This is a genomic window from Streptomyces anulatus, assembly GCF_014650675.1.
Lineage (GTDB): Bacteria > Actinomycetota > Actinomycetes > Streptomycetales > Streptomycetaceae > Streptomyces > Streptomyces anulatus.
Genome location: NZ_BMVK01000017.1, coordinates 83,730 through 108,160 on the forward strand (window position 1 = coordinate 83,730; position 24,431 = coordinate 108,160).

The 24,431-nt window shown below is 72.8% G+C and carries 21 protein-coding genes; 13 read left to right on the plus strand and 8 right to left on the minus strand.

The window, feature by feature from the left end; genetic code table 11:
- Positions 1-13: 13 nt before the first annotated feature.
- From IE272_RS31165 to IE272_RS31175, 3 genes are read left to right on the plus strand one after another with little or no spacing between them, the layout of a single operon-like run.
- Complete coding sequence (locus IE272_RS31165; RefSeq protein WP_056707092.1) at positions 14-1,171, plus strand: acyl-CoA dehydrogenase family protein; 1,158 nt, start codon at positions 14-16, stop codon at positions 1,169-1,171.
- A gap of 17 nt (positions 1,172-1,188) precedes the next feature.
- Complete coding sequence (locus tag IE272_RS31170) at positions 1,189-2,073, plus strand: acyl-CoA thioesterase (RefSeq protein WP_050360895.1); 885 nt, start codon at positions 1,189-1,191, stop codon at positions 2,071-2,073.
- Positions 2,074-2,111: 38 nt separating this feature from the next.
- Positions 2,112-3,080, plus strand: coding sequence for a cation diffusion facilitator family transporter (locus IE272_RS31175; RefSeq protein WP_190009146.1), 969 nt, complete (start codon positions 2,112-2,114; stop codon positions 3,078-3,080).
- Positions 3,081-3,099: 19 nt separating this feature from the next.
- Here IE272_RS31175 and IE272_RS31180 read toward each other — a convergent pair whose 3' ends face one another.
- Both IE272_RS31180 and IE272_RS31185 read right to left on the minus strand, forming a co-directional pair.
- Positions 3,100-3,534: a YdeI/OmpD-associated family protein gene (locus IE272_RS31180; protein WP_056707098.1), complete on the minus strand. Its 435-nt coding sequence runs from the start codon at positions 3,532-3,534 to the stop codon at positions 3,100-3,102.
- Between the two features lie 75 nt (positions 3,535-3,609).
- Entirely contained in the window at positions 3,610-4,437 is an 828-nt protein-coding gene (locus IE272_RS31185) for a phosphatase (RefSeq protein ID WP_056707100.1), read from the minus strand.
- A 368-nt stretch (positions 4,438-4,805) separates the two neighbouring features.
- Here IE272_RS31185 and IE272_RS31190 point away from each other — a divergent pair, with 368 nt between their 5' ends.
- Together IE272_RS31190 and IE272_RS31195 are read left to right on the plus strand one after the other, a co-directional pair.
- The gene (locus tag IE272_RS31190) at positions 4,806-6,506 is read left to right on the plus strand and encodes a glycosyltransferase family 2 protein (RefSeq protein WP_057662949.1); all 1,701 of its coding nucleotides are present in this window, start codon (positions 4,806-4,808) and stop codon (positions 6,504-6,506) included.
- A 23-nt stretch (positions 6,507-6,529) separates the two neighbouring features.
- The gene (locus IE272_RS31195) at positions 6,530-9,559 is read left to right on the plus strand and encodes an SGNH hydrolase domain-containing protein (RefSeq protein ID WP_190009194.1); all 3,030 of its coding nucleotides are present in this window, start codon (positions 6,530-6,532) and stop codon (positions 9,557-9,559) included.
- Positions 9,560-9,577: 18 nt separating this feature from the next.
- Here the strand turns inward: IE272_RS31195 and IE272_RS31200 are convergent, their stop codons facing one another.
- On the minus strand, positions 9,578-10,147 hold the full coding sequence (locus IE272_RS31200; RefSeq protein ID WP_190009148.1) for a TetR/AcrR family transcriptional regulator: 570 nt from the start codon (positions 10,145-10,147) through the stop codon (positions 9,578-9,580).
- Positions 10,148-10,266: 119 nt separating this feature from the next.
- Between IE272_RS31200 and IE272_RS31205 the strand changes: the two genes are divergently transcribed.
- Positions 10,267-11,178 carry an NmrA family NAD(P)-binding protein gene (locus tag IE272_RS31205; protein ID WP_050360903.1) on the plus strand — a complete coding sequence of 304 codons (912 nt, stop codon included), beginning with the start codon at positions 10,267-10,269 and terminating at the stop codon, positions 11,176-11,178.
- A 25-nt stretch (positions 11,179-11,203) separates the two neighbouring features.
- Here IE272_RS31205 and IE272_RS31210 read toward each other — a convergent pair whose 3' ends face one another.
- Complete coding sequence (locus IE272_RS31210) at positions 11,204-11,869, minus strand: GOLPH3/VPS74 family protein (RefSeq protein ID WP_050360905.1); 666 nt, start codon at positions 11,867-11,869, stop codon at positions 11,204-11,206.
- 83 nt (positions 11,870-11,952) lie between these two features.
- Positions 11,953-12,570 (minus strand): SACE_7040 family transcriptional regulator, encoded by a 618-nt coding sequence (locus IE272_RS31215; protein ID WP_007452780.1) that lies wholly within the window; start codon positions 12,568-12,570, stop codon positions 11,953-11,955.
- 112 nt (positions 12,571-12,682) lie between these two features.
- Between IE272_RS31215 and IE272_RS31220 the strand changes: the two genes are divergently transcribed.
- Genes IE272_RS31220 through IE272_RS31235 form a run of 4 tightly spaced genes read left to right on the plus strand, consistent with a single transcriptional unit; the run spans position 12,683 to position 18,408 of the window.
- Positions 12,683-14,305 (plus strand): carboxyl transferase domain-containing protein, encoded by a 1,623-nt coding sequence (locus tag IE272_RS31220; protein WP_007452781.1) that lies wholly within the window; start codon positions 12,683-12,685, stop codon positions 14,303-14,305.
- Between the two features lie 7 nt (positions 14,306-14,312).
- Positions 14,313-16,265, plus strand: a complete 1,953-nt coding sequence (locus IE272_RS31225; RefSeq protein ID WP_057662958.1) for an acetyl-CoA carboxylase biotin carboxylase subunit — start codon at positions 14,313-14,315, stop codon at positions 16,263-16,265.
- On the plus strand, positions 16,262-17,233 hold the full coding sequence (locus tag IE272_RS31230) for a hydroxymethylglutaryl-CoA lyase (protein ID WP_050360907.1): 972 nt from the start codon (positions 16,262-16,264) through the stop codon (positions 17,231-17,233). Before IE272_RS31225 ends, IE272_RS31230 begins: the two co-directional genes overlap by 4 nt.
- 8 nt (positions 17,234-17,241) lie before the next feature.
- Positions 17,242-18,408 (plus strand): acyl-CoA dehydrogenase family protein, encoded by a 1,167-nt coding sequence (locus IE272_RS31235; protein ID WP_050360908.1) that lies wholly within the window; start codon positions 17,242-17,244, stop codon positions 18,406-18,408.
- An 86-nt stretch (positions 18,409-18,494) separates the two neighbouring features.
- On the opposite strand, the gene IE272_RS31240 is transcribed toward IE272_RS31235, so the two are convergent.
- The 3 genes from IE272_RS31240 to IE272_RS31250 form a co-directional block, all read right to left on the minus strand.
- Complete coding sequence (locus tag IE272_RS31240) at positions 18,495-19,190, minus strand: alpha/beta hydrolase (RefSeq protein WP_050360909.1); 696 nt, start codon at positions 19,188-19,190, stop codon at positions 18,495-18,497.
- A gap of 141 nt (positions 19,191-19,331) precedes the next feature.
- Positions 19,332-19,841: a DUF1707 SHOCT-like domain-containing protein gene (locus IE272_RS31245; RefSeq protein WP_373304219.1), complete on the minus strand. Its 510-nt coding sequence runs from the start codon at positions 19,839-19,841 to the stop codon at positions 19,332-19,334.
- 87 nt (positions 19,842-19,928) lie between these two features.
- Positions 19,929-20,372 (minus strand): winged helix-turn-helix transcriptional regulator, encoded by a 444-nt coding sequence (locus tag IE272_RS31250; protein ID WP_050360911.1) that lies wholly within the window; start codon positions 20,370-20,372, stop codon positions 19,929-19,931.
- A gap of 230 nt (positions 20,373-20,602) precedes the next feature.
- On the opposite strand from IE272_RS31250, the gene IE272_RS31255 reads away from it, so the two are divergent.
- From IE272_RS31255 to IE272_RS31265, 3 genes are all read left to right on the plus strand, one after another.
- Positions 20,603-22,060: an MFS transporter gene (locus IE272_RS31255; protein ID WP_056707115.1), complete on the plus strand. Its 1,458-nt coding sequence runs from the start codon at positions 20,603-20,605 to the stop codon at positions 22,058-22,060.
- A 133-nt stretch (positions 22,061-22,193) separates the two neighbouring features.
- On the plus strand, positions 22,194-22,835 hold the full coding sequence (locus tag IE272_RS31260) for a GNAT family N-acetyltransferase (protein WP_056707631.1): 642 nt from the start codon (positions 22,194-22,196) through the stop codon (positions 22,833-22,835).
- Positions 22,836-22,956: 121 nt separating this feature from the next.
- A complete protein-coding gene (locus tag IE272_RS31265) occupies positions 22,957-24,381 on the plus strand; it encodes an FG-GAP repeat domain-containing protein (protein ID WP_190009150.1) in 1,425 nt (474 codons plus the stop codon).
- Positions 24,382-24,431: the final 50 nt, after the last annotated feature.

Consider the following 24,431-nt stretch of genomic DNA (forward strand, 5'->3'; position numbering starts at 1 on the left):
TAGGAGGCATCCCGTGCGCCGTACGGTATTCAACGAGGACCACGAGGCGTTCCGGGAGACCATCCGCGCCTTCATCGCGGCCGAGGTCGTGCCGGTCTACGACGAGTGGTTCGCCGCGGGCCAGGTGCCGCGCGACTTCTACCTCAAGCTCGGCGAGCTGGGCATCTTCGGCATCGAGGTCGACGAGGAGTACGGCGGCGCGGGCATCGACTCGCACAAGTACGAGGCCGTCATCTACGAGGAGACCGCCCGCGCGGGCGTCTCCTTCGGCGGCTCCGGCGTGCACACGCTGCTCGGCCTGCCCTACGTGAAGATGCTCGCCACCGACGACCAGAAGAAGCGCTGGCTGCCGAAGTTCGCCACCGGCGAGGAGATGTGGGCCCTGGCGATGACCGAGCCGGGCACCGGCTCCGACGTCGCGGGCATGAAGACCACCGCCAAGCTCTCCGAGGACGGCACGCACTACGTCCTCAACGGTGCGAAGACGTTCATCACCGGCGGCGTGCACGCCGACCGCGTCATCGTCTGCGCCCGCACCGCCGCCCCCCGCGAGGACGACCGCCGCTTCGGCATCTCCCTCTTCGCCGTCGACACCAAGTCCGCGGGCTACTCGGTCGGCCGCAAGCTCGACAAGCTCGGCCTGAAGACCTCCGACACCGCCGAGCTGGCGTTCGTCGACGTCAAGGTCCCGGCCGAGGACCTCCTCGGCGAGGAGAACAAGGGCTTCGGCTACCTCGGCACCAACCTGGCCTCCGAGCGCTGGGGCATCGCCTTCGGCGCGTACGCCCAGGCCGCGGCCGCCGTCCGTTTCGCCTCGGACTACGTGCGCGAGCGCACGGTCTTCGGCAAGACGGTCGCCTCGTTCCAGAACACCAAGTTCGAACTGGCCGCCTGCCAGGCCGAGGTCGACGCGGCCCAGGCCGTCGCCGACCGCGCGCTGGAGGCCCTGGACGCCGGTGAGCTGACGGCGGCCGAGGCCGCCTCCGCGAAGCTGTTCTGCACCGAGGTCGCCCACCGCGTCATCGACCGCTGCCTCCAGCTGCACGGCGGCTACGGCTTCATGAACGAGTACCCGATCGCCCGCCTGTACGCGGACAACCGGGTCAACCGCATCTACGGCGGCACCAGCGAGGTCATGAAGTCGATCATCGCCAAGTCCATGGGCCTGTAAGGGGTTACGTTCCCTCCATGAACGAGAGTCCCGATCCCCTGCTCGATCTGCTCCACCTGCTCGACCTGGAGCAGATCGAGCGGGACATCTTCCGGGGCATGAGCCGCAGCGCGCTCGTGCCCCGGGTGTTCGGCGGCCAGGTCGCGGCCCAGGCGCTCGTCGCCGCGGGCCGCACCGTCCCGGCCGAACGGGCCGCCCACTCCCTCCACTCGTACTTCCTGCGGGCGGGCGACCCGGGCGCGCCGATCGTCTACAGCGTCGACCGGATCCGCGACGGGCGGTCCTTCACCACCCGCCGCGTCGTCGCCGTCCAGCACGGGCAGCCGATCTTCCACCTCTCCGCGTCCTTCCAGAGTCACGAGGAGGGCATGGAGCACCAGGCGCCCATGCCCGCCGCCCCGGATCCGGAGACCCTGCCGACGGCCGCCGAGATGCTGCCCCGGTACGCGGACCGCTTCAGCGATCCGGGCGTGGTGGACCGGCTGATCGAGGCGCGGGAGGCGGTGGACCTGCGGTACGTGGACGCGCCGCCGTTCGGCACGGTGGGCGAGGCGCGCGAACCGCGCTCCCAGGTGTGGTTCCGGACGAACGGCAAGCTCGCGGACGACCCGCTGCTGCACGTCTGCATGGCCACGTACGTCTCCGACATGACCCTGCTCGACTCGGTGCTCCTCGCCCACGGGCGGGGCGGCTGGGCGGTCGGGGACGTGGTCGGCGCGAGCCTGGACCACGCGATGTGGTTCCACCGGCCGTTCCGGGCGGACGAGTGGCTGCTGTACGACCAGGAGTCGCCCTCCGCCTCCGGTGGTCGCGGACTGGGCCAGGCCCGGATCTACACCGCCGACGGGCGCCTCGCCATCACCGTCATCCAGGAAGGCGTCGTCCGCATCCCCCGGGGATGAGCACCACCTGAAGCACCATTTCGGACATACTCCCCACCATGAGCGACGCGAAAGCGGGCAGTGAGAACGATGGCGGGGAGTCCACCTTCACGGTGATCGTGGCGGCCGTCGCCAACCTCGGCATCGCCGTGGCGAAGGCCGTCGCCGGGCTGATCAGCGGCTCCAGCGCGATGCTCTCCGAGGCGGCCCACTCGGTCGCCGACACCGTCACCGAGGTCATGCTCCTCGCCGCGCTCAAACGGAGCGGGAAGCCGGCCGACGAGGACCATCCCCTCGGTTACGGCCCCGAGCGTTACATCTGGGCGATGCTCGCCTCCATCGCCACCTTCGTCGGCGGGGCCGTCTTCTCCCTCTACGACGGCATCCACACCCTGGTCGAGGGCGAGGAGCTGGGCGACCCGCTCGTCTCCTACATCGTCCTCGGCGTCGCCTTCCTCCTGGAGGGCTACTCGCTGCGCACCGGGGTCAAGCAGGTGCGGCGCGAGGCGTCACGGCTGCGGGTGCCGGACGCGTACTACCTGCGCCACACCCCCGACACGGCGGTGAAGGCCGTCGTGATGGAGGATTCGGCGGCCCTGACCGGCCTGCTGCTGGCCGCGGGCGGCCTGCTGGGCGGGCAGCTGACGGGGTCGGGGGTCTGGGACGGGATCGCGTCCTGCCTGATCGGCCTGCTGCTCGTGTACGTGGCCTGGGTGCTCGGCCGCGCCAACGCTCAACTGCTCATCGGGCGGCCGCTGCCCGCGGCGATGCGGTCCGGGGTGCGCGAGGAGCTGCTGTCGGTGCCGCACATCGTGGAGGTCCTGGAGCTGACCACGCTGATCCAGGGGCCGTCCGAGATCCTGATCGCGGCGAAGATCGACTTCCGGGACATGGCCACCGCGGCAGAGGTCGAGTGGGCCTGCGAGGAGGCGGAGGCCCAGTTGCGCGAGCGGTTCCCGTCGGTGCGGCGGGTCTATCTGGACCCGACGCCGGGGCGGGCGCAGCGGCTGCGCCGCGGTGGCTCCTGAGGCCCAGGGGGTGTCGTCCCTACGGCGTCAGCTCCGCCACCGTCTTCGCGATGCGCCGCTCCCGTGTCTCCTGGGCCTTCGCGCCCTCGATCGACGTGACGTGCGCCTTCTGCCGGCTGGGCGGGAGCGCGGCGAACGCCTCCGCCGCCCCGGGGGCCCCGGCCAGCGCCGCCGCCAGGTCCTCGGGCGGCGCCACCGCACGGGACGCGGTGTCGAGGGTCAGTTCCACCTCGATGGCGTCCCCGCCGCCGATGCCGGTCTCCGCGCGCTTGTCGGCGCTGAACGGGATGAGGTACTGCCCGCCCATCGGGGCGATCGTCGAGCGGTACGCGTACCCGTTGACCGTGACGTTCACCGGAGGGCGCTTGCCCGCGCCGAGGGCCTCGACCACGGCTTCCGGCACCTCGATACCTGTGTTGTTCCCGGTCCGGAACATCGTCGTGCTGAACTTCATGGCCTGCCCCTCACGTCTGCGTCGTGTCAGTGAAGACGCCTGCCGGGCCCGGAACTCATCGCCGGCCCCCGTCGGCTACGCGGCGGGCTCCTCCACGGGTTCGGCGGACTCCACCCGCTCCTCCTCCAGCAGCCCCGCCGCGTGCAGCAGGTAGTCCGTCATCGGGTCGTAGAAGCGCGGGTCGGTGACGTGGTCGTCCAGCGGGACCGTGACCTGGAGGGTGCCCTCCGCCTCCCCGAGGAACAGGGCCGGGTCGTTGCAGTCCGCGTAACCGATCGCGTCCAGTCCCCGCTGTCCCGCGCAGCCCGCCCAGCCGTGGTCGGCGACGACCAGGTCGGGCAGCGGGCGGCCGAGGTGGGCCATGGCGTCCAGGATGGCGGCCATCGGGGCCGGGGAGTGGGTGTGCCAGAGGGTCGCCCCGCGTTCCAGCATCGCGACGTCGGCGAACTGGAAGACCATGCCCTCGTCCGCCATCAGTCCGGACGGGATACGGACGATCTCGCAGCCCGCGCGGCGCAGCGCGTCCGCCGTCTGCCGGTGCACGTCCAGCATGCCGCCGGGGTGCCCGGTGGCGAACAGGACCCGCTCGCGGCCGTCCGCCGCCTTGCGCAGCCGGGCCGCCATCCGCTCCAGGGCGTCGACCGTCAGCTCCGGGTCGATGGTGTCCTGGCCCTGCCGGTGCGCCGGGTCGTCGTTGACGCCGCAGCGCTCGGCCATCACGGCGAGCACGTCCTGCTCGTCGGTCCAGCGGTCGCCCAGCTCCAGCCCCAGCCAGTAGTGGCGGTCGCCGTTGGCGAGCTTGCGGTAGTGGGAGAGGTTGTTGTCGCGTGGCGTGGCGACGTCCCCCGCGATACGCGTACGGACGAGGTGGTCGACGAGGGCGGCGCGGCTGGGTATCGGCATGGACCCATTGTGCCGTCCGGTGTGCGGGGTGTGCCCGGTGTCTTGCCCGACGGACGGGTGTGCCGGGCGTTCTGTCCGGCGGAGGGTCCGCTTCCGGCCGGACATGCGGGTCGGCGGCCGGTCAGGCGTCCGGCCCGACGTTCGGCCCGGCAACTCTTCCGGGACTGTTCACCCCCGCGTGACCTGCTTCTTCCTCCGTCGGGTGGGCGCCGGGCTCGAATGGGATCACCCAGAGGTCTGGACCAATTGAGTCGAGCCAAACCGGTGTCCGATTCTCTCCGTCGGGGCGCTCTCGGGTAAGTGGTCTATACCTTTGACATTAGGGTGGGCCACCTGAAACGGGCACATACACAGCCGTGGGGGGCTTTATGACCGTGCATCACCTTCCGCAACCTCCGTCCGACGACGAGCTCTACTGGTACTTCGGGCCGCAACGCCGGTGGGTGCTGGTGAGCAGCTCGCTGGCCTTCGTGTTCACGGCGGCGACGATGTTCACCTTCGCGTTACGGACCCCCGCGCTGTGGGCCTTCCTCGCGATCCTCGGGCTGAACGTGGTGGCCCTGCTGCTGTCCTCCGTGAACAGCCTGCGTCAGCGCCGGCTGACCCGGGCCTCGCACGAGGTGCTCGTCCGCGCCTGGCGGCCCGCCGGACTGCCGGGCGTGGACCTCTACCTGCCGACCTGCGGCGAGCCCCTCCCCGTCCTCGCCAACGCCTATCGCGCGGTCGCCGCCCTCGACTGGCCGGACGCGCTCACCGTCTGGGTGCTCGACGACGCCGACCGGGCCGAGGTGGCGGACCTCGCGGCCGAGCACGGCTACCGGTACGTCGTGCGCCCCGACCGGGGCCATCTGAAGAAGGCCGGGAACCTCAACCACGCGCTCACGCTGTCCGAGGCCGAGTTCATCGCGATCCTGGACGCCGACTTCGCACCCCGGCCGGACTTCCTGCGCCATCTGGTCCCGTATCTCGCGGACCCCGCCGTCGGCATCGTGCAGAGCCCGCAGTGCTTCGACACCGACGCGGGCATGGACTGGATCCAGCGCGCCGCCGGGGCCGCGCAGGAGTGGTTCTTCCGCTGGATCCAGCCCTCCCGGGACGCCAGCGACGCGGCGATCTGCTGCGGCAGCAACGCCGTCTACCGGCGCTCCGCGATCGACCTCGCGGGCGGCTTCGCCCGGCTCGACCACAGCGAGGACCTGTACACCGGACTCGCCCTGCACGAGCGGGGGTTCCGCACCCAGTACGTCCCGGTCCTGGTCGCCAAGGGCACCTCGCCCGACACCGTCACCTCGTTCGTCAACCAGCAGTACCGGTGGGCGATGGGCAACCTGCACCTCCTCGGCACCCCGGTCCTCAAGCGGATGGGCGCGCCCTGGCGGATGCGGCTCTGCTTCTACGAGGGCGTCGTCGGCTACCTGACCACGGCCGTGAACACCTTCGCCGCCCCGCTGCCGCCGCTGGTGATGATGTTCTGGTACCCGGACGACATCCGCCCCTGGCATGTCCTGCCGCTGCTCGCCCCGTTGTGGCTGTGGCAGGTGCTGCTGCCCCGGATCAGCCGGACCCGGTGGCGGGTGGAGGTGATCCGCGCCAACGTCCTCACCAGCGTGGCCGCCGCCACCGCGTTCTGGCACACCCTGCGGGGCCGCAGCGCCGCCTGGGTGCCCACGGGGGTGCGGAGCAGCGGGAGTTCGGGCTCGATGGCCCGCCGGGTCGTGGGCGTCTCGCTGGTCTGGCTGATCGTGTCCAACGGGGCCGCCGCCGGGGGGCTCGCGCTGGCCGTGGCCCGCAACGGCTGGGAGCCCACCTGGGGCCTCGGCCTCTACCTCCTGGTCCAGCTCCAGATCAACGTGCCCCTGATCCGCGACCTGTCGGCCGAACTGCGGCCGGACGGCCGCGCACCCGCCGGGGCCGCCGAGGTGCCCGCCGTCCACCGTTCGCGGAGCCGGTCCCGGACGGGCATGCTGCCCCGCCGCTGGCCCGAGGCCCTCGCCGCCTCGGCCGTCCTCCTGCTCACCGGCCTGCTCGCCTCCGGGTGGGTCGACCCGATGCTCCCGTGGCTGAGTTGAGCCGCACCGAAAGGCGCCACCCGATGCCGTTCCTCCTCTCCCACGGCCCCCGCCGGAAGCGGTCCGCTCCCCCGCCACCGTCGGCCACACCCCCGTGCCCGGGCGGCCCGGGCGGCGAGTCCGGGCCCAGTCCGCACCGGTCCACGTTCCGCCCCGACATCGAGGGGCTGCGCGCGGTCGCCGTCCTCGCGGTCCTCGCCTTCCACGCCCAGATACCGGGGGCGGCGGGCGGCTTCGTCGGGGTGGACGTCTTCTTCGTCGTCTCCGGCTATCTGATCACCGGGCTCCTGGTCCGCGAGGCGATCACCACCGGCCGGATCCGGCTCGGCGACTTCTTCTCCCGCCGGGCCCGCCGGCTGCTGCCCTCCGCCGCCGTCGTCCTCGCCTCGGTCGCGGTCGCCGGGGCGTGGCTGACCGTACCGCTGCTCCGCGCCGACCTGGAGCAGGACGTCCTCGCGGCCGCGCTCTCCGTCGCCAACTGGCGGTTCGTCTCCCAGCAGACCGACTACCTGGCCGCCGGGCACGACCAGAGCCCGCTGCTGCACTTCTGGTCGCTCGCCGTCGAGGAGCAGTTCTACCTGTTCTGGGCCCCGCTGCTGGCGGTGATCGTGCTGGTCGCCGCCCGTGCGGTCCGCCGGGGCCGGGCCGTGCGCGCGGTCGTGGCCGTCACCACCGCCGCCGTGGCGCTCGCCTCGTTCGCGCTGTCCCTGCACTGGACGCGGGACTCCGTCTCGCTCGCGTACCTCGGAACCCCCTCGCGGGTCTGGCAGTTCGCCGTCGGCGCGCTGCTGGCACTGCTGCCCTGGCACCTGCTGCGCGGGCCCCGACCGCTGCGGCTGGTCTGCGGATGGGCGGGGGCCGCGGCGATCGTCTGGTGCGTCGTGTCGTACGACGCGTCGACCCCGTACCCCGGATACGCGGCGCTCGTCCCCACCCTGGGAACGGCCGCCGTGATCCTCGCCGCGATCCCGGGCCGGGGCGAGCGCGAGGTCCAAGGGACCCATGGTGTCGGGCGGTTGCTGAGCGGCCGGGCCCCTCGGGCGGTCGGACGGCTCTCCTACAACCTCTATCTGTGGCACTGGCCGGTGCTCGTCCTCGCCGAGGCCCGGCTCGGGGCGCTCGGCTGGCCCGCGAGGACGGCGCTGACGCTGGCCGCCGCGCTGCCCGCCCTCGCCACGATGCGCTGGGTCGAGCAGCCGCTGCGCCGCAGCCGTACGGTCTCCGAACTCCCGCGCCGGGGACTGGCGGTGGGGATCTCCGCCATCGTCCTGCCGGTCGTGCTCGCGCTGGTCGTCGGCACCACGACCCTCCAGCTGATGGGCCCGGCCACCCCGGTCGACGCCAAGGGCCTCCCGCCGGGTGCGGCTGCCGGCCCTTCGCTGCTCGCCCGGACCGACGGCTCCCCGCTCGCGGACGGCCCGCTGGTGCCGGGACCCGCCCAGGCGCGCAAGGACTTCCCGCCGGACGGGGCCTGCCAGGTCGCCCCGGCGGTGACCCGCAGCCCGGAGTGCCTGTTCGGGGCGGTGGACAGCCCGGACCGTGTCGTGCTGCTCGGCGACTCGCACGCCGGGCAGTGGTTCTCCCCGCTGCTCGCGCTGGCCTCCCAGCGCGGCTGGGCGCTCCAGGAGCTGGTGAAGCAGGGCTGCCCGCTGCCGGAACTGACCGTGACGAACCCCCAGTTGGGGCGCGAGTACCGGGAGTGCGACAGCTGGCGGGACGACGCCCTGGACCGCCTGCGTACGGGGCCCGCGCCCCGGCTCATCGTGATCGCCTCGCTCAACCGGTACACCGCCGACCGTGAACTCCTCTCCGCCGCCTGGGAGAAGACGCTGAAGCGGCTGCGGGCGACCGGCGCGCCGATCGTGTACATCGAGGACACCCCCGTACCGGGTACGGACATCCCGGCGTGCGTGTCGGGCGCTCCGGACGAGGCGGCGGCCTGCGCGTTCAGCCGGGCGAAGGCGGTTCCGGCCGACCCGCTGGCGCGGCGGATCGCGGCGGGTGCGGTGCCGGGCGTGCGGTCCGTCAGCGTGAACCCGGTGCTGTGCCCGGGGAACGGCCCGACGTGCCCGGCGGTACGGGACCGGATCCTGCTCTACCGGGACGACGCCCATCTGACGAACGTGGCGGCGATCGTGCTGGCCCCCCGGCTGGAGCGGCTGCTGACGGAGTCGGGCGCTCTGCCCCCGGCCGGTGCGCCCGCTCCGGCACCGTCCGCCGCACCCGGGGCGGGCGGCTGGACCGAGCTGCTGCGGGACGACTTCGACGGACCGGCGAACAGCCGCCCCTCCCCCGCGAACTGGAGCTACGACCTCGGCACGTGCTACCCCGGCTGCCCGGCGCCGCGGTGGGGCACCGGCGAGATCGAGACCATGACCGACTCGGCCGACAACGTGCGCCTGGACGGGAAGGGCGTGCTGGAGATCGTGCCCACCAGGAAGGACCGGCGGTGGAGTTCGGGCCGGATCACGACCGTGCGGTCCGACTTCGCGCCGCCGCCCGGCGGGGTCCTGCGGATCGAGGCGTCGATCGCGCTGCCGGACGTGACGGGGCCGGGGGCGGCGGGCTACTGGCCGGCGTTCTGGACCATGGGCGCGGACCTGCGCGACGGGTACACCGGCTGGCCGGGGGTCGGCGAGCTGGACGTGATGGAGTCGGTCAACGGCCGGGACACCGTCTTCGGCTCGATGCACTGCGGGGTCCTGGACGGCGGCCCGTGCGAGGAGCCCGTGGGGCTGACGTCGGGCCCTCAGGCGTGCGCGGACTGCCGCGAGGCGTTCCACACGTACGCCGTCGAGGTCGACCTCTCGCCCGGGGCGCGGGAGGTGCGCTGGTATCGGGACGACCGGGTGTACCACCGGGTGCGGGCCGACGCGATGGACGCCGGGACCTGGAAGCGGGCCGTGGACCACGGGGTGTTCCTGATCCTGAACGTGGCGGTCGGCGGCAAGCTGCCGGAGGCCGACGGGGCGACGGTGGGCCCCGCGACCGAGCCGGGTCACCCGATGCGGGTCGACCGGGTCAGGGTCGCCACCAGGAGCGCGGCGGGCTGACCGGGGAACCACGCCCCCTCAGGGGCTCGGGCTGAACCCTTCGACGGCGAGGGTGAAGAGGCGGTCGGCCTGGACCGACGGTGCGACGTGGTGCTCGGTGGCCAGGGCGATGCCGACGGCGAGGGTGAGCAGGTCGTGGAAGGTGGTGCCCGCCCTGACCGCCCCGTCGTCCAGGGCGCGGGCCAGCAGCGGGGCCGCCGCGTCGGCGAGCACCGCGCCGCAGGAGTGCGGCGCGTCGCCGGCGGGCGCGTCCGTCGGCGGCTCGTAGGTCAGCGCGTCCGCGAGCCCCCGGGCGGATACGGCGTACTCCACGAGGCCGCGCAGCCAGTCCAGCAGGGCGGCGCGGCTGTCCTCGGTCCGGCCCAGCTCGTCCGCGCGCCCGCGGAGGGCCTGGATGCGCTCCTGGAAGACGGCTTCCAGGAGCGCCTGGCGGGTGGGGAAGTGACGGCGCACGGTGGCGGAGCCGACGCCCGCCGTGCGGGCGACCTGTTCGAGGGAGGCGGCGGCTCCGTGCCGGGCGACCTCGGCCTCCGCCACGGCGAGGATGCGGCTGTAGTTGCGGCGGGCGTCCGCGCGCTGACCGGTCACGTTCTCTCCATGGTGCTAAGTGGCCATGTTGCTAAGTGGTGGGCCCCGCCATATCGTAGCCGGGAAGGAAACGGCGGGCCCCGCCGCTTTGCGTTCCCCGGTTGCGAGGAGACACCCCCATGGCATCACGTACCGCCCCCGTACTGGTCACCGGCGCCACCGGCCGCCAGGGCGGGGCAGCCGCCCGGGCCCTGCTGGCCGCCGGACTGCCGGTCCGCGCGCTGGTGCGCGACCCGCTGGCGCCGCGCGCGAAGGACGTCGAGGCGCTGGGCGCCGAGCTGGTGACCGGCGACCTCTCCGTCCGGTCCTCGCTGGACCCCGCGTGCGACGGCGTCCGGGCCGTGTTCTCGGTGCAGATGCCGCCGATGAGTGACAGCGGCGTCGACTTCGCCGGAGAGCTGGCACAGGCGACGCACCTCGTCGAGGCCGCACGCGCCGCGGACGTGCCGCAGTTCGTGCAGTCCTCGACCAGCGGGACCGGACGCCACACCGAGACCCCGGGCTGGGCGGAGGGCACCTGGGCGGCGCTGGAGCCCTACTTCGACACCAAGCAGGCGATCCTGGAGAAGGTGCGCGGGGCGGGCTTCGCCCGCTGGGCCGTGGTCAAGCCCGCGTTCTTCATGGAGAACCTGCCCCAGTTGGCGCCCGCCGGACCCCGGGGCGGTCTGGCGACGGTCGTCCGGCCGGACACGACCCTGGCGCTGGTGGCGTGCGAGGACATCGGCGCGGCCGTCGCCCACGCCGTACGGGACCCCGACCGCTTCCACGGGGTGGAGCTGGAGCTCGCGGGCGACCGGCTCACGATGGAGCAGGTGGCCGGGGTGCTGTCGGCCGTGTGGGGCGTACCGGTGAAGGCCCCCTCGATGGATCTCGACGAGGCCCTCGCGGCAGGGATGCCCGCATGGGGCGCGGGTCACCTGTGGAGCAACGCCATCACCCAGCCGGCCCGCCCCGAATTCGCCGCGGAGCTGGGGATTCCGGTGACCTCGTTCGCCGACTGGGCCCACCGGAACCTGACGGCGGAGGCCTGACGGCCCGGGAGCGCTCCGGGCGGTCCTACGGCACCACGGAGAGGACCGTCACCACGGTCACCGTGGAGATCGCCGCCTGGAGGTTGCGGATCGCCTCGCGCACGCTCACGCCCGCCCAGTGGCCTTCGGCGATGTGGGCCATACGTGGGGCGACCTGCTTCTTCGGCAGACCGGGGAAGGCCTGGGGGTGCATGCCCGTGGCGTGCAGCAGGGCGATGAGGGCGCTGGTGCGGGCGTCCGGCTCGGCCCCGTGCAGCACCGCGGCGGCCAGCCGGGCGCGCAGCTCCCGCTCGACGGTTCCGTCGGCCTCCGGGTAGCGGCGCACGGGGAAGACGCCGAGCGCCCGGTGCTTCTCCTCGGTCACCAGACCACGCGCGACGAGGCTCTCCACGACGTCCTGCGAACCCTTGGCGTGGTCCCGGGTCAGCCAGTCGGTCACCTTGCGGCTGCTGGACGTCCCGTGGACCCAGCGCGCCAGCCGGTCGAGCCGGCCGTCCAGGAGCGGGTCGCCCGTCGGGGACGGGTCGAAGACCTCGACGCGGCCGCCCTTCACCGTGGCACGGCCCGTCATGACCAGCTCCAGGAGCATGCCGGCCGCCACGCCCCAGCGGGCCGCGCTCTCCCCCTTCGCCGCGCCGGTCGTGTCGTCCAGCGACAGCAGCATGATCTCTTCGCCCAGTGAGACGGCCATGGTGCGGCTCCCCGATTCGTTACGTGTCGACCGGACAGACGTACGAGCCCCGTCCGAGGTTGCTCAGGGGACGAAACCGCTGCTCAGGAAGGTTCCGCTGCGGCGAAGGCGCCCCGGGCCAGCCGGTGCAGCAGGGCGGCGGTCACCGCCCGGCCGGGCAGGGCCTCGGGGCGGGCCAGGTGCGGGGTGGAGTTCAGCAGGCCGAAGACGGCGTGCACGGTGACGCGGGCCCGGTTCTCGGCCAGCGACGGGTAGAGGGCGCGGACGACGCCGACCCAGACCTCGACGTACTCGCGCTGCAGCCGCCGCACCCGCTTGCGGTCCGTGTCGCGCAGCCGGTCCAGCTCGCGGTCGTGGAGGGTGATCAGGGGGCGGTCGTCGAGGGCGAAGTCGATGTGGCCCTCGATGAGCGCGTCCAGAAGGGCCTCCGGGGAGCCGTCGCCCCGGGCGGCGTCCTCCGACACCCGCATGCGGCCGCCTTCCAGCAGCCGTTCGCTGATGCCCACCAGGAGCTCGGCGAGCATCGCGTCCTTGCCGGGGAAGTGGCGGTAGAGGCCGGGACCGCTGATCCCGACGGCGGCGCCTATCTCGTCGACGCCGACACCGTGGAAGCCGCGCTCGGCGAAGAGGCGGGCGGCCTCCCGGAGGATCTGCTCGCGGCGGGTGGGGGCCGCGACGCGGGCGGCGGCATGGGTGCTCATGAGGATTCATTCTAGACAGGGTCGTTAGCGCTCGTTAACCTGTGGGAAACGCGTTAACGATCACTAACAGCAGCGGTTGACTATCGCGGTACGGGCAAGGGGGCTCGACACGATGCAGCAGGCACCGGTCCTGGCGAGCGCGGCCGATCCCGCCTCGGAGGCCTGGCAGGCCAACGAGGCGGCGCATCGCGCGCTCTCCGACGAGCTGGCGGGACGCCTCGCCACGGCACGGCTGGGCGGGGGTGAGAAGGCGCGGGCCCGCCACGAGGCGCGCGGCAAGCTGCTCCCCCGGGACCGGGTGGACACCCTCCTCGACCCGGGCTCACCGTTCCTGGAGCTGGCCCCGCTGGCGGCCGAGGGGCTGTACGGGGGCGCCGCCCCGGCCGCCGGGGTGATCGCCGGGATCGGGCGGGTCAGCGGCCGGGAGTGCGTGATCGTCGCCAATGACGCGACCGTCAAGGGCGGCACGTACTACCCGATGACCGTGAAGAAGCACCTGCGCGCCCAGGAAGTGGCGCTGGAGAATCGTCTCCCCTGCCTCTATCTGGTCGACTCGGGCGGCGCGTTCCTGCCGATGCAGGACGAGGTCTTCCCCGACCGGGACCACTTCGGGCGGATCTTCTACAACCAGGCCCGGATGTCGGGGGCCGGCATTCCGCAGATCGCGGCGGTGCTGGGCTCCTGCACGGCGGGCGGGGCGTACGTCCCGGCGATGAGCGACGAGGCCGTCATCGTCCGCAACCAGGGCACGATCTTCCTCGGCGGCCCGCCGCTGGTGAAGGCCGCCACCGGCGAGGTCGTCACGGCCGAGGAGCTGGGCGGCGGCGAGGTCCACTCCCGTACGTCGGGGGTCACCGACCATCTCGCGGAGGACGACGCGCACGCGCTGCGGATCGTCCGCAACATCGTCGCGACCCTCCCGGACCGCACCCCGCTCCCCTGGTCGGTCGAGCCGGCCGAGGAGCCGAAGGTGGACCCGGCCGGGCTGTACGGCGCGGTGCCCGTGGACTCACGGACGCCCTACGACGTACGCGAAGTGATCGCACGCGTGGTCGACGGCTCCCGCTTCCAGGAGTTCAAGGCGGAGTACGGGCAGACGCTGATCACCGGCTTCGCCCGCATCCACGGCCACCCGGTCGGGATCGTCGCGAACAACGGCATCCTGTTCTCCGAGTCGGCCCAGAAGGGCGCGCACTTCATCGAGCTGTGCGACCAGCGCGGCATCCCGCTCGTCTTCCTCCAGAACATCTCCGGCTTCATGGTCGGCCGGGACTACGAGGCGGGCGGCATCGCCAAGCACGGCGCGAAGATGGTCACGGCCGTGGCCTGCACCCGCGTGCCGAAGCTGACGGTCGTGGTCGGCGGTTCGTACGGCGCGGGCAACTACTCCATGTGCGGCCGGGCGTACTCGCCCCGCTTCCTGTGGATGTGGCCCAACGCCAAGATCTCCGTCATGGGCGGCGAGCAGGCCGCCTCCGTCCTGGCCACCGTCAAGCGCGACCAGCTCGGCGACGACTGGAGCGCCGAGGACGAGGAGACGTTCAAGGCCCCGATCCGCGCCCAGTACGAGACCCAGGGCAACGCGTACTACGCGACCGCCCGGCTCTGGGACGACGGTGTGATCGACCCCGTGGACACCCGGCAGGTCCTGGGCCTCGCGCTCACGGCCTGCGCCAATGCCCCGCTGCCCCAGAAGGACCCGGCCGGGCCCGGCTTCGGCGTCTTCCGGATGTGAGGAACAGATGACGATGTTCGACACCGTTCTGGTCGCCAACCGAGGCGAGATCGCGGTCCGGGTGATCCGAACCCTGCGGGAGCAGGGCGTGCGCTCGGTCGCGGTCTTCAGCGACGCGGACGCGGACGCCCGGCACGTACGGGAGGCGGACACGGCGGTCCGGATCGGCCCGCCGGCCGCGTCGGAGAGCTATCTCTCGGTGCCCGCGCTCCTGGAGGCGGCCCGCCGCACGGGCGCGCAGGCCGTGCACCCCGGATACGGATTCCTGGCGGAGAACGCGGAGTTCGCGCAGGCCTGCGCCGACGCGGGGCTGGTCTTCATCGGCCCGCCCGCCTCCGCGATCTCCCTCATGGGCGACAAGATCCGGGCCAAGGAGACGGTCGCGGCGTACGGGGTCCCGGTGGTTCCGGGCTCCTCCGGCAGCGGCCTGACCGACGCCCAGCTGGAGGCGGCGGCCCAGGAGATCGGCATGCCGGTCCTCCTGAAGCCCTCGGCGGGCGGCGGCGGCAAGGGCATGCGCCTGGTCCGCGACGCCTCGGTGCTGGCGGAGGAGATCGCGGCGGCCCGCCGCGAGGCACGGGCCTCCTTCGGCGACGACACCCTCCTCGTGGAGCGGTGGATCGACCGGCCGCGCCACATCGAGATCCAGGTGCTGGCCGACACCCACGGCAACGTAATCCACCTCGGCGAGCGCGAGTGCTCGCTCCAGCGCCGCCACCAGAAGATCATCGAGGAGGCCCCCTCGGTCTTCCTCGACGAGGAGACCCGGGCGGCGATGGGCGAGGCGGCCGTGCAGGCGGCGCGCTCCTGCGGGTACGCGGGCGCGGGCACCGTGGAGTTCATCGTGCCGGGCGACGACCCGGCCTCGTACTACTTCATGGAGATGAACACCCGCCTCCAGGTCGAGCACCCGGTCACCGAGCTGGTCACCGGCCTGGACCTGGTGGAGTGGCAGCTACGGGTGGCGTCCGGCGAGCGACTGCCGTACGCACAGGAGGACATCACCCTGACCGGCTGGGCGATCGAGGCCCGCGTCTGCGCCGAGGACCCCGCCCGGGGCTTCCTGCCGTCCGGCGGTACGGTGCTGGCGCTGCGCGAGCCGCAGGGCGGCGGGGTACGGACGGACTCCGGGCTCAGCGAGGGCGTGCCGGTGGGCAGCCTGTACGACCCGATGCTGTCGAAGGTCATCGCGTACGGCCCCGACCGCGCGAGCGCCCTCCGCAAGCTGCGGGCGGCCCTCGCGGACACGGTGATCCTGGGCGTCCCGACCAACGCGGGCTTCCTGCGCCGTCTGCTGGCCCACCCGGACGTGGTCTCCGGCGATCTGGACACCGGGCTGGTGGAGCGCGAGGCGGAGGGCCTGGTGCCGGACGGGGTGCCGGACGAGGTGTACGCGGCGGCGGCCGCGGTCCGCCGGGACGCGCTGGCCCCCCGGCCGGACGCGGGCGGCTGGACGGACCCGTTCTCCGTGCCGAGCGGCTGGCGGACGGGCGGTGTGCCGGCGCCGCTGACGTTCCCGCTGCGGGTGGCGGGCGCGGACCCGGTGACGTACGGCGCGCCGGCTTCGGCGACGGTCACGCCCGACCGGGTCACGGTCGAACTCGACGGCACGGTGGGCCACTTCCACCGCTCCGGCGACTGGCTCGGCCGGGACGGCGACACCTGGCACGTCCAGGACCACGATCCGGTGGAGGCGTCCCTGAGCGGGGCGGGCCGGAGCGGGGCGGACACGCTGGCGGCCCCGATGCCGGGCACGGTCACGGTGGTGAAGGTCGCCGTCGGCGACGCGGTCGAGGCGGGGCAGAGCCTGCTCGTGGTGGAGGCGATGAAGATGGAGCACGTGATCTCGGCCCCGCACGCGGGAACCGTCACGGAGCTGGACGTCATCGCGGGCGCGACGGTCGCGATGGACCAGATCCTGGCGGTAGTGGCGCCCGTCGCGGCCGGGGAGGGCTCATGACCACGCGCGCGCTCCCCATGAAGGTCCCGGCCCCCGGTCTGCCGCCCCGGGTCCGCATCCATGAAGTGGGTGCGCGGGACGGCCTCCAGAACGAGAAGGGGATCGTTCCCACGGAGGTGAAGGCGGAGTTCATCCGCCGCCTGGCGGTGGCCGGCCTGACCACCATCGAGGCGACGAGCTTCGTCCACCCGAAGTGGGTGCCCCAACTGGCGGACGCCGAAGCCCTGTTCCCGCTCCTCGGGGAGATCGCGGACGTGGGCGACGTCTCCCTCCCGGTCCTCGTGCCGAACGAACGCGGACTGGACCGGGCGCTGGCGCTCGGGGCCCGGTCGATCGCGGTGTTCGGCTCGGCGACGGAGACGTTCGCCGCGCGCAACCTGAACCGGACCGTGGCCGAGTCGCTGGCCATGTTCGAGCCGGTGGTGGCCCGCGCCAAGGCGGAGAAGGCGCAGGTGCGCGGCTATCTGTCGATGTGCTTCGGCGACCCGTGGGAAGGCGCGGTGCCGGTGGCGCAGGTGGTCGGGGTCGCGAAGGCGCTGATGAACCTGGGCTGCGACGAGCTGTCGCTGGGCGACACGATCGGGGTGGCGACGCCGGGCCACGTGAGCGCACTGCTGACCGCGCTGAACGAGGCGTCCGTCCCCACGGAATCCATCGGCGTCCACTTCCACGACACGTACGGCCAGGCGCTGTCCAACACCCTGGCGGCGCTCCAGCACGGGGTGAGCACGGTCGACGCCTCGGCGGGCGGCCTGGGCGGCTGCCCGTACGCGAAGAGCGCCACGGGCAATCTCGCCACCGAGGACCTCGTGTGGATGCTCGACGGCCTCGGCATCGAAACCGGCGTCGACCTCGACGAGTTGACCGCCACCAGTGTCTGGATGGCCGGACACCTGGGCCGGCCGAGCCCATCCCGCACGGTCCGCGCCCTGACACCTCCCTCTTCCTCCCCCTCCCACAAGGAGTGAGCCACACCATGTCCCTGGACCACCGGCTGACCGCCGAACACGAGGAACTGCGCCGCACGGTCGAGGCGTTCGCGCACGACGTGGTCGCGCCGAAGATCGGCGACTTCTACGAGCGCCACGAGTTCCCGTACGAGATCGTGCGCGAGATGGGCCGCATGGGCCTGTTCGGGCTGCCGTTCCCGGAGGAGTACGGCGGCATGGGCGGCGACTACCTGGCGCTCGGCATCGCCCTGGAGGAGCTGGCCCGGGTCGACTCCTCGGTGGCGATCACCCTGGAGGCCGGGGTCTCGCTGGGCGCGATGCCGCTGCACCTGTTCGGCACGGAGGAGCAGAAGCGGCAGTGGCTGCCGAAGCTCTGCGCGGGCGAGGCGCTGGGCGCGTTCGGCCTGACCGAGCCGGACGGCGGCTCGGACGCGGGCGGCACGCGTACGACGGCGGTGCTGGACGAGGCCACGGGCGAGTGGGTCATCAACGGCTCGAAGTGCTTCATCACCAACTCCGGTACGGACATCACCGAGTTGGTCACCGTGACGGCGGTGACGGGCCGCAAGGAGGACGGCCGTCCCCGGATCTCCGCGATCATCGTCCCCTCCGGCACCCCCGGCTTCACTGTGGCCGCCCCCTACTCCAAGGTCGGCTGGAACGCCTCGGACACCCGGGAGCTGTCCTTCTCCGACGTCCGCGTCCCGGCGGCGAACCTCCTGGGCGAGGAGGGCCGGGGCTACGCGCAGTTCCTGCGGATCCTGGACGAGGGCCGGGTCGCGATCTCGGCGCTGGCCACGGGCCTGGCGCAGGGCTGCGTGGACGAGTCGGTGAAGTACGCGGCCGAGCGCCACGCGTTCGGCAGGCCGATCGGCGCGAACCAGGCCATCCAGTTCAAGATCGCCGACATGGAGATGCGCGCCCACATGGCCCGGGTGGGCTGGCGCGACGCCGCCTCGCGGCTGGTGGCGGGCGAACCGTTCAAGAAGGAGGCGGCGATCGCGAAGCTGTACTCCTCGACGGTCGCGGTGGACAACGCCCGGGAGGCGACGCAGATCCACGGCGGCTACGGCTTCATGAACGAGTACCCGGTGGCGCGGATGTGGCGCGACTCGAAGATCCTGGAGATCGGCGAGGGGACGAGCGAGGTGCAGCGGATGCTGATCGCACGGGAGTTGGGGCTGCCGGGCTGAGCCCGATCGATGTGCTGACCGCCGCCCCGGCCGCCGTGGATGTGCTCACGGTGACCGGGGCGGCCGGGCGGACGGGAGGGGGCGCGTCATCCCGCCGAGGCGGCAGCCGCCTCCTCGATGAGGTCGGTGACCGGACCGGGCTGCGAGGCGAGGGAGGCGTGACCGGCGTCCAGCTCGATCGTCCTGCGCGGCTGCATGCGTGCCGCCATGCGGCGCTCGTTGTCGGGGTGGATCATGCGGTCGGCGGCGGAGACCTGGTACCACGTGGGCTTGGACCGCCAGGCAGGGGCGGTGACGTTGTCGCCGAACGTCGAGGCCAGCGGCGCCTTCTGCGTCACCGCCATCACCAGCGCCTCCTCCTCGGACAGGTCCTGGGCGAAGCTCTCGTGGAACTTGTCCTGCTTGACCCACAGGTAGCCGTCGGAGTCCGGGGCGAGGTTCTCGAACGCGGCGGGGGGCTTCTCCTGGCTGATCTGTCCGGGGCTCTCGCCTGCGTCCGGGGCGAACGCGGCGATGTAGACGAGTCCGGTGACATGGGGCAGGTCGCCGGCCTCGGTGATGACCGCGCCGCCGTAGGAGTGGCCGACCAGGACCACCGGTCCGTCGATCTGCCGGACCATCTTGCGGGTGCGCTCGGCGTCGTCGGCCAGCGAGGTCAGCGGGTTCTCCACCGCGTGCAGGGAGCCGAAGCCGCGGCGGTGCAGTTCGGTGATGACCTTGGCCCAGTGGGCGGCGCCGCCCCAGAAGCCGTGGACCAGGACGATCGCGGGTTTGTCAGCCATCCGGCGGAGCCTTTCGAGGGGGTGGCGTGGCACAAGCCGTTCGTCCCCAGCAGACGCCCGTCCGCCCGCCCCCGCATGCCGGAGCCGTCATTCAGGTGGCGCCCCGGGCACGGGTCCCGCTGCCGGTCCCGCCGGGCCGCCTCAGCGCCAGGCGTGGCGGATCTTCAGCCGTCCGTATCCCAGCGCCCCCGAGAAGCGGATGCGCGGCGCGCCGGGGCGGGTCGGCTGCCGGGGCCTGTAGCGCAGGTCCTTCCAGCCGGTGGTCAGGCCCTCGACCTCGACGATCGCGTCGCGCGGCACGGTGATGCCCGCGTTGCCGGTGCCGAGGCTCAGCTCGATGTCGACGACCGGGTGGTCGATGACCGCCCGGGACAGGTCCAGACGCACCCGCCCGAAGGCGGACTCGACCTTGAGGACGCGGGGCACCCGCCATGCGCCGCGTCGTTTGATCCGCCCCGCGGCCGCGGCGATCGTCACGGTGGCGCCCGGGTCCTCCGCCGGGAGCGAGTCCAGGGCGGCCGCGAGCTCGCCGTGCGTCGTGGCGGCCAGCACCCGGCCGAGGCGCTCGTCCATCTCCTCGTGCGCGATGTGCCCATCGGCGTACGCCTCCCGCACGCGCCGTACGGCGCTCTCGCGGTCGTCTTCGCCCACGCGTGACGCGGCGTTTCCCTGAGGTGAGGTCACCGCTTCACTCTAATGCGGCCCCGGCCCCCCGGACATGGGTGAAGGCGCGCGGTCTCAGGAGGCCGACGCCTCGACGTCCTGGCGGGCGTCGTAGTCGGCACGCGCTTTCGCGATCTCCTGCTGGTGGCTCTCGGTCCAGTCCACCAGGGACCTGATCGTCGTGTGCAGCGTCGCGCCCAGCTCCGTCAACTCGTACTCCACACGCGGCGGAACGACGGGGTAGACCGTGCGCCGCACCAGGCCGTCGCGTTCGAGCTGGCGCAGGGTCACCGTCAGCATGCGCTGGCTGATGCCTTCGATCAGCCGGCGCAGCTCGGAGAAGCGCAGCGTGCGGCGGTCCAGATGGGCGATGGCGAGGAGCGACCACTTGTCCGCGACGCGGTCGAGGATCTGCCGCACCTCGCATCCCTCGCGGACGTCCCACTGGCTGATGTCGTAGTCCTGACCGGCGCCGGTATCCACGCAGTTACTCGGTGACTTCGAAGTGCCTTCTTCCATACCTCCCCACGGTGCCGCAAGCTTCGAGTGGTTACAAGAGGGAACCGACCAGCACTTCGGTAACTCGCCGCTGCTCCGCCCCGCTTGAGGTCTCCGCACATCAACCCCGCTTCACGCGACCGCCGTTGCGGTGCCTCGCCATGCCCACTCGTCCGCGTACAAGGAGAAGTCCCGTGTCCTCATCACCGTCCCTTTCGGAACCGTCCCCGTCGAGTTCGAGCAGTGACCGCATGACCGGACGCGCCTGGGGCGTGCTGTTCGTCCTGTGCGGCGCGATCTTCCTGGAGGGCATCGATGTGGCCATGCTCAACGTGGCCCTGCCCGCGATCCGGGACGATCTGGATCTGTCCACCGGCACGCTCCAGTGGGTGATGAGCGCGTACGTCCTGGGCTACGGCGGTTTCATGCTGCTGGGCGGACGGGCGGCCGACCTGTTCGGCCGCCGCCGGATGTTCGTCCTCTGGCTCGTGGTGTTCCTGCTCTTCTCGGGTCTGGGCGGGCTGGCCACCGAGGGCTGGATGCTGGTCGTCGCCCGCTTCGTGACGGGGATCGCCGCGGCCTTCATGACCCCGGCCGGCCTGTCGATCATCACCACCGGCTTCCCGGAGGGGCCGCAGCGCAACAAGGCCCTGCTGGTCTACGCGGGCACCGCCGCCGGGGGCTTCTCGATCGGTCTGGTCGTCGGGGGGCTGCTCTCCGCCATCGACTGGCGCTGGGTGTTCTTCGCCCCGGTCATCCTCTCGTTCGGCATCCTTCTCGCCGCACTCGCGCTCGTCCCCGCCTCGCCCCGGCCGGACCGCGCCGGGCAGGGCGTCGACCTGGCCGGAGCGGTCGCCGTCACCGCCGGGATCCTGCTGCTCGTCTTCGGCGTCGAGCGGGCCACGCACGTCCCGGCCGCCTGGACCGTCGGCACGATCGGCGCGGCCCTGCTCCTCTTCCTCGCGTTCGTCCTCATCGAGCGCGCCTCGTCCTCACCGCTGGTGCGGCTGGGCCTCTTCCGCAGCGGGGCGCTGGTCCGCGCCAATGTGTCGGGGCTGCTGTTCGCCGCGGGGTTCTTCGGCTTCCAGTTCATCGCCGTGCTCTACCTCCAGGAGCTGCGCGGCTGGTCGTCCCTGCAGACCAGCTTCGCGCTGATCGTGATCGGTGTGGACGCGGTCCTCTCGCCGCTCCTCACCCCGAGGCTGGTGGCCCGGTTCGGCAACGCCCGGGTCATCTTCGGCGGGCTGCTCGTCGCGTCGCTGTCGTACGCCCTGTTCCTGCCGATCGCCGAGGACTGGACGTACGCGGCGATGTTCCCGGGCCTGCTCCTCCTGGGCGTGTCCTTCTCCCTGGTCTACGGGCCCCTCACCATCGTGGCCACCGACGGCATCGCCGAGGAGGAGCAGGGCGTGGCGGGCGGGCTGCTCTACACGTCCTTCCAGTTCGGGGCCGCGCTGGGGCTGTCGGCGGTGGCCGCCGTCAACATCGCCGCCACGGACGGCACGTCGTCCGCCGCCCTCCTCGACGGATACCGGGCGGCCCTGGTCGTCCCGCTGGCCGCCGCCCTGACCGCCGCCGCCGTCAGCGCGTTCGGTCTCCGCGCCCGGCGGGCGGCGGCGACGGGCGGGCCGTCCTCCGGCGGCAGCGCCTCGCCGGGCGTCAACGACGCTGCGGGCGGCGTCGAGCGGCCCGCACCGATCGGCGCCTGAGCCCGCCGGCGAGGGAGTGGGGGCGGCCGGGTGGACCCGGCCGCCCCCACGGCCGTACGCCGCCCCCTCCGTAATGCGGTCGACACCTCTCGCGGGTGTCCGGCAGAGTCCCCCCATGGATCTCATGGATCACATGGACCTCCGGCACTGGCCCCTCTACGGGCTTCGCCTCCGTACGCCGCGCCTCGAACTGCGGCTGCCCGGCCTCGGACTCGTGGACGAGCTGGCCTCGGTGGCGGCCCACGGGGTGCACGACCCGGACCGTATGCCGTTCAACGTGCCGTGGACCGACGGGACCCCCGACGAGGTGGGGCGGGCGGTGCTCCAGCATGTGCTGGGGACCGTGGCCGGCTGGTCCGTACAGGACTGGACGCTCAGCCTGGCCGTCCTCCACGGGGGGAAGGTCATCGGGCGGCAGGACCTGATGGGGCGGGGGTTCGGGGTGCGACGGCAGGCGGAGACCGGGTCGTGGCTCGGGCTCCCGTACCAGGGTCAGGGCTTCGGTACGGAGATGCGCGCCGCCGCCCTCCACCTCGCGTTCGCCGGGCTCGGCGCGCGGTACGCCGTCTCTGCCGCCATGACCGACAACCCCCGTTCGCTCGGGGTCTCGCGGCGGCTCGGATACCTGGACGACGGCCTGGAGACGGATGTCGTGCGCGGGGCTGCCGTCACCCTGCGGCGGCTGCGCCTGGACCGGGCCCGGTGGGAGGCGCACCGGAGCGTGGACGTGACCGTGGAGGGACTCGACGCCTGCCGGGCTGAGTTCGGGGTCTGAGGCGGCCCTTCCCGGTTCCGGTCGTACAACCCTTCGCCCCCGGCACGGGTCTTCGCTGTGTCGTCGGCAGCCGTGCCCCGGTCACGGACACGGCCCTGAACCGCAGGAGCAGCAGCCCTTCATGATCCAGTCCTCTCTCCTCCCCCGCGCCCGCACCTCCCGTGGACGCCTCCCCCGCCTCCGCGCGGCGTCGGTCGCCGCGGGCGTCGTGCTCGCCGTCTGCCCGGCCCCGCTTCTGCTGGCCGCTCCGGCGTCGGCCGCCGCCGCCAAGCACTACGACGACTTCAACGGGGACGGCTACCGCGACCTGGCCTTGCCGTACGCGTACAACGGCATCGTCGACGGCACGGTCTCCTTCTCGGGCGGCGCGGTGCTCGTCACCTTCGGCGGCCCGAAGGGGCTGACCACGAAGACGCAGCTCGTCCACCAGGACTCGCCCGGGGTCCCCGGAGCCGGGGAGGACAACGACCAGTTCGGCGGGGCGCTGGCCAGTGCGGACCTGGACCGGGACGGGTACGCGGACCTCGTCGTGGGCAATCCGAGCGAGGAGTCCGGGAAGACGCCCGTCGGCTCGGTCACCGTCGTGTGGGGCTCAGCCAAGGGACTCAAGGGCGGAACAGCCCTGCCCCGCAAGGGCGGTGGCGGGTTCGGCAGGGACATCGCGACCGGTGACTTCAACGGGGACGGCCGGCCCGACATCGCGACCGTCAGCGCCAGTGACGTCCTGCTGTACCGGGGCGGGTTCACCAAGTCCGGCGGCCTCGGCAAGGTCAGCGTGTACGACCGGGAGGGGCAGGGCTGGTACGCCGACAGCCTGGCGGCCGGGAAGGTCACCGGTGACGGGAAGACCGACCTGGTCGTCGTCGGGGTCCGGGGCATCGGCAGCACGTTCAGGACCGAGGCGTGGTTCCTGAAGGGCGCCGCCGCCGGTCTCTCCTCCGGACCGGCCAAGGTCATCGACAGCAAGCCGCACGAACGGCTCGACGCGGTCATCGGCGACTTCGACCGGAACGGTTACGGAGACATCGCCGTCGGCAATCCGAACGCGAGCGGCGGCCGGGGCTCGGTCACCCTCTGGTACGGGGCCTCGGCCGGGCCGGGATCGCGGAGCCTCTCCTTCAGCCAGTCGACGGCCGGGATCACGGGGGCCTCGGAGGCGGACGACGCGTTCGGCACGTCGCTGGCGGCAGGGGACGCCGACGGGGACGGGTACGGGGACCTCGCGGTCGGCGTACCGGGCGAGACGGTCGGGAAGAAGAGCGCGTCCGGCGCGGCGTATCTGTTCCGAGGCGGTTCGGGCGGGCTCAAGGGGTCGCGTTCCGCCGTGTTCGACAAGACGCTGCCGGGGGTGGCCGGGGGCACGGCGGCCCAGGACTACTTCGGCTACGACCTGCGGCTGCGGGATCTCGACCGGAACGGGCGCGCCGATCTGGCGGTCGCGGTGCCGGGCGGGAACACGGTGCGGATCCTGCCCGGGGCGAAGGGCGGCGTGACGGGCGCCGGTTCGATCGTGCTGCGGGAGACCGGGGCGGATCTGCCGGAGTAGACGCGGGCGTCACACCACTCCTCCGGGAAGCAAGGATAGGCTAACCTTCC

Bases quoted from the DNA above. Each gene is read 5' to 3' on its own strand.
- IE272_RS31170 (WP_050360895.1), top strand. From the start codon at position 1,189: ATGAACGAGAGTCCCGATCCCCTGCTCGATCTGCTCCACCTGCTCGAC.
- IE272_RS31255 (WP_056707115.1), top strand. From the start codon at position 20,603: ATGACCGGACGCGCCTGGGGCGTGCTGTTCGTCCTGTGCGGCGCGATC.
- IE272_RS31250 (WP_050360911.1), bottom strand. From the start codon at position 20,372: ATGGAAGAAGGCACTTCGAAGTCACCGAGTAACTGCGTGGATACCGGC.
- IE272_RS31210 (WP_050360905.1), bottom strand. From the start codon at position 11,869: ATGGCCGTCTCACTGGGCGAAGAGATCATGCTGCTGTCGCTGGACGAC.
- IE272_RS31195 (WP_190009194.1), top strand. From the start codon at position 6,530: ATGCCGTTCCTCCTCTCCCACGGCCCCCGCCGGAAGCGGTCCGCTCCC.
- IE272_RS31205 (WP_050360903.1), top strand. From the start codon at position 10,267: ATGGCATCACGTACCGCCCCCGTACTGGTCACCGGCGCCACCGGCCGC.
- IE272_RS31215 (WP_007452780.1), bottom strand. From the start codon at position 12,570: ATGAGCACCCATGCCGCCGCCCGCGTCGCGGCCCCCACCCGCCGCGAG.
- IE272_RS31190 (WP_057662949.1), top strand. From the start codon at position 4,806: ATGACCGTGCATCACCTTCCGCAACCTCCGTCCGACGACGAGCTCTAC.
- IE272_RS31265 (WP_190009150.1), top strand. From the start codon at position 22,957: ATGATCCAGTCCTCTCTCCTCCCCCGCGCCCGCACCTCCCGTGGACGC.
- IE272_RS31220 (WP_007452781.1), top strand. From the start codon at position 12,683: ATGCAGCAGGCACCGGTCCTGGCGAGCGCGGCCGATCCCGCCTCGGAG.
- IE272_RS31185 (WP_056707100.1), bottom strand. From the start codon at position 4,437: ATGCCGATACCCAGCCGCGCCGCCCTCGTCGACCACCTCGTCCGTACG.
- IE272_RS31235 (WP_050360908.1), top strand. From the start codon at position 17,242: ATGTCCCTGGACCACCGGCTGACCGCCGAACACGAGGAACTGCGCCGC.
- IE272_RS31230 (WP_050360907.1), top strand. From the start codon at position 16,262: ATGACCACGCGCGCGCTCCCCATGAAGGTCCCGGCCCCCGGTCTGCCG.
- IE272_RS31175 (WP_190009146.1), top strand. From the start codon at position 2,112: ATGAGCGACGCGAAAGCGGGCAGTGAGAACGATGGCGGGGAGTCCACC.
- IE272_RS31260 (WP_056707631.1), top strand. From the start codon at position 22,194: ATGGACCTCCGGCACTGGCCCCTCTACGGGCTTCGCCTCCGTACGCCG.
- IE272_RS31225 (WP_057662958.1), top strand. From the start codon at position 14,313: ATGACGATGTTCGACACCGTTCTGGTCGCCAACCGAGGCGAGATCGCG.
- IE272_RS31180 (WP_056707098.1), bottom strand. From the start codon at position 3,534: ATGAAGTTCAGCACGACGATGTTCCGGACCGGGAACAACACAGGTATC.
- IE272_RS31240 (WP_050360909.1), bottom strand. From the start codon at position 19,190: ATGGCTGACAAACCCGCGATCGTCCTGGTCCACGGCTTCTGGGGCGGC.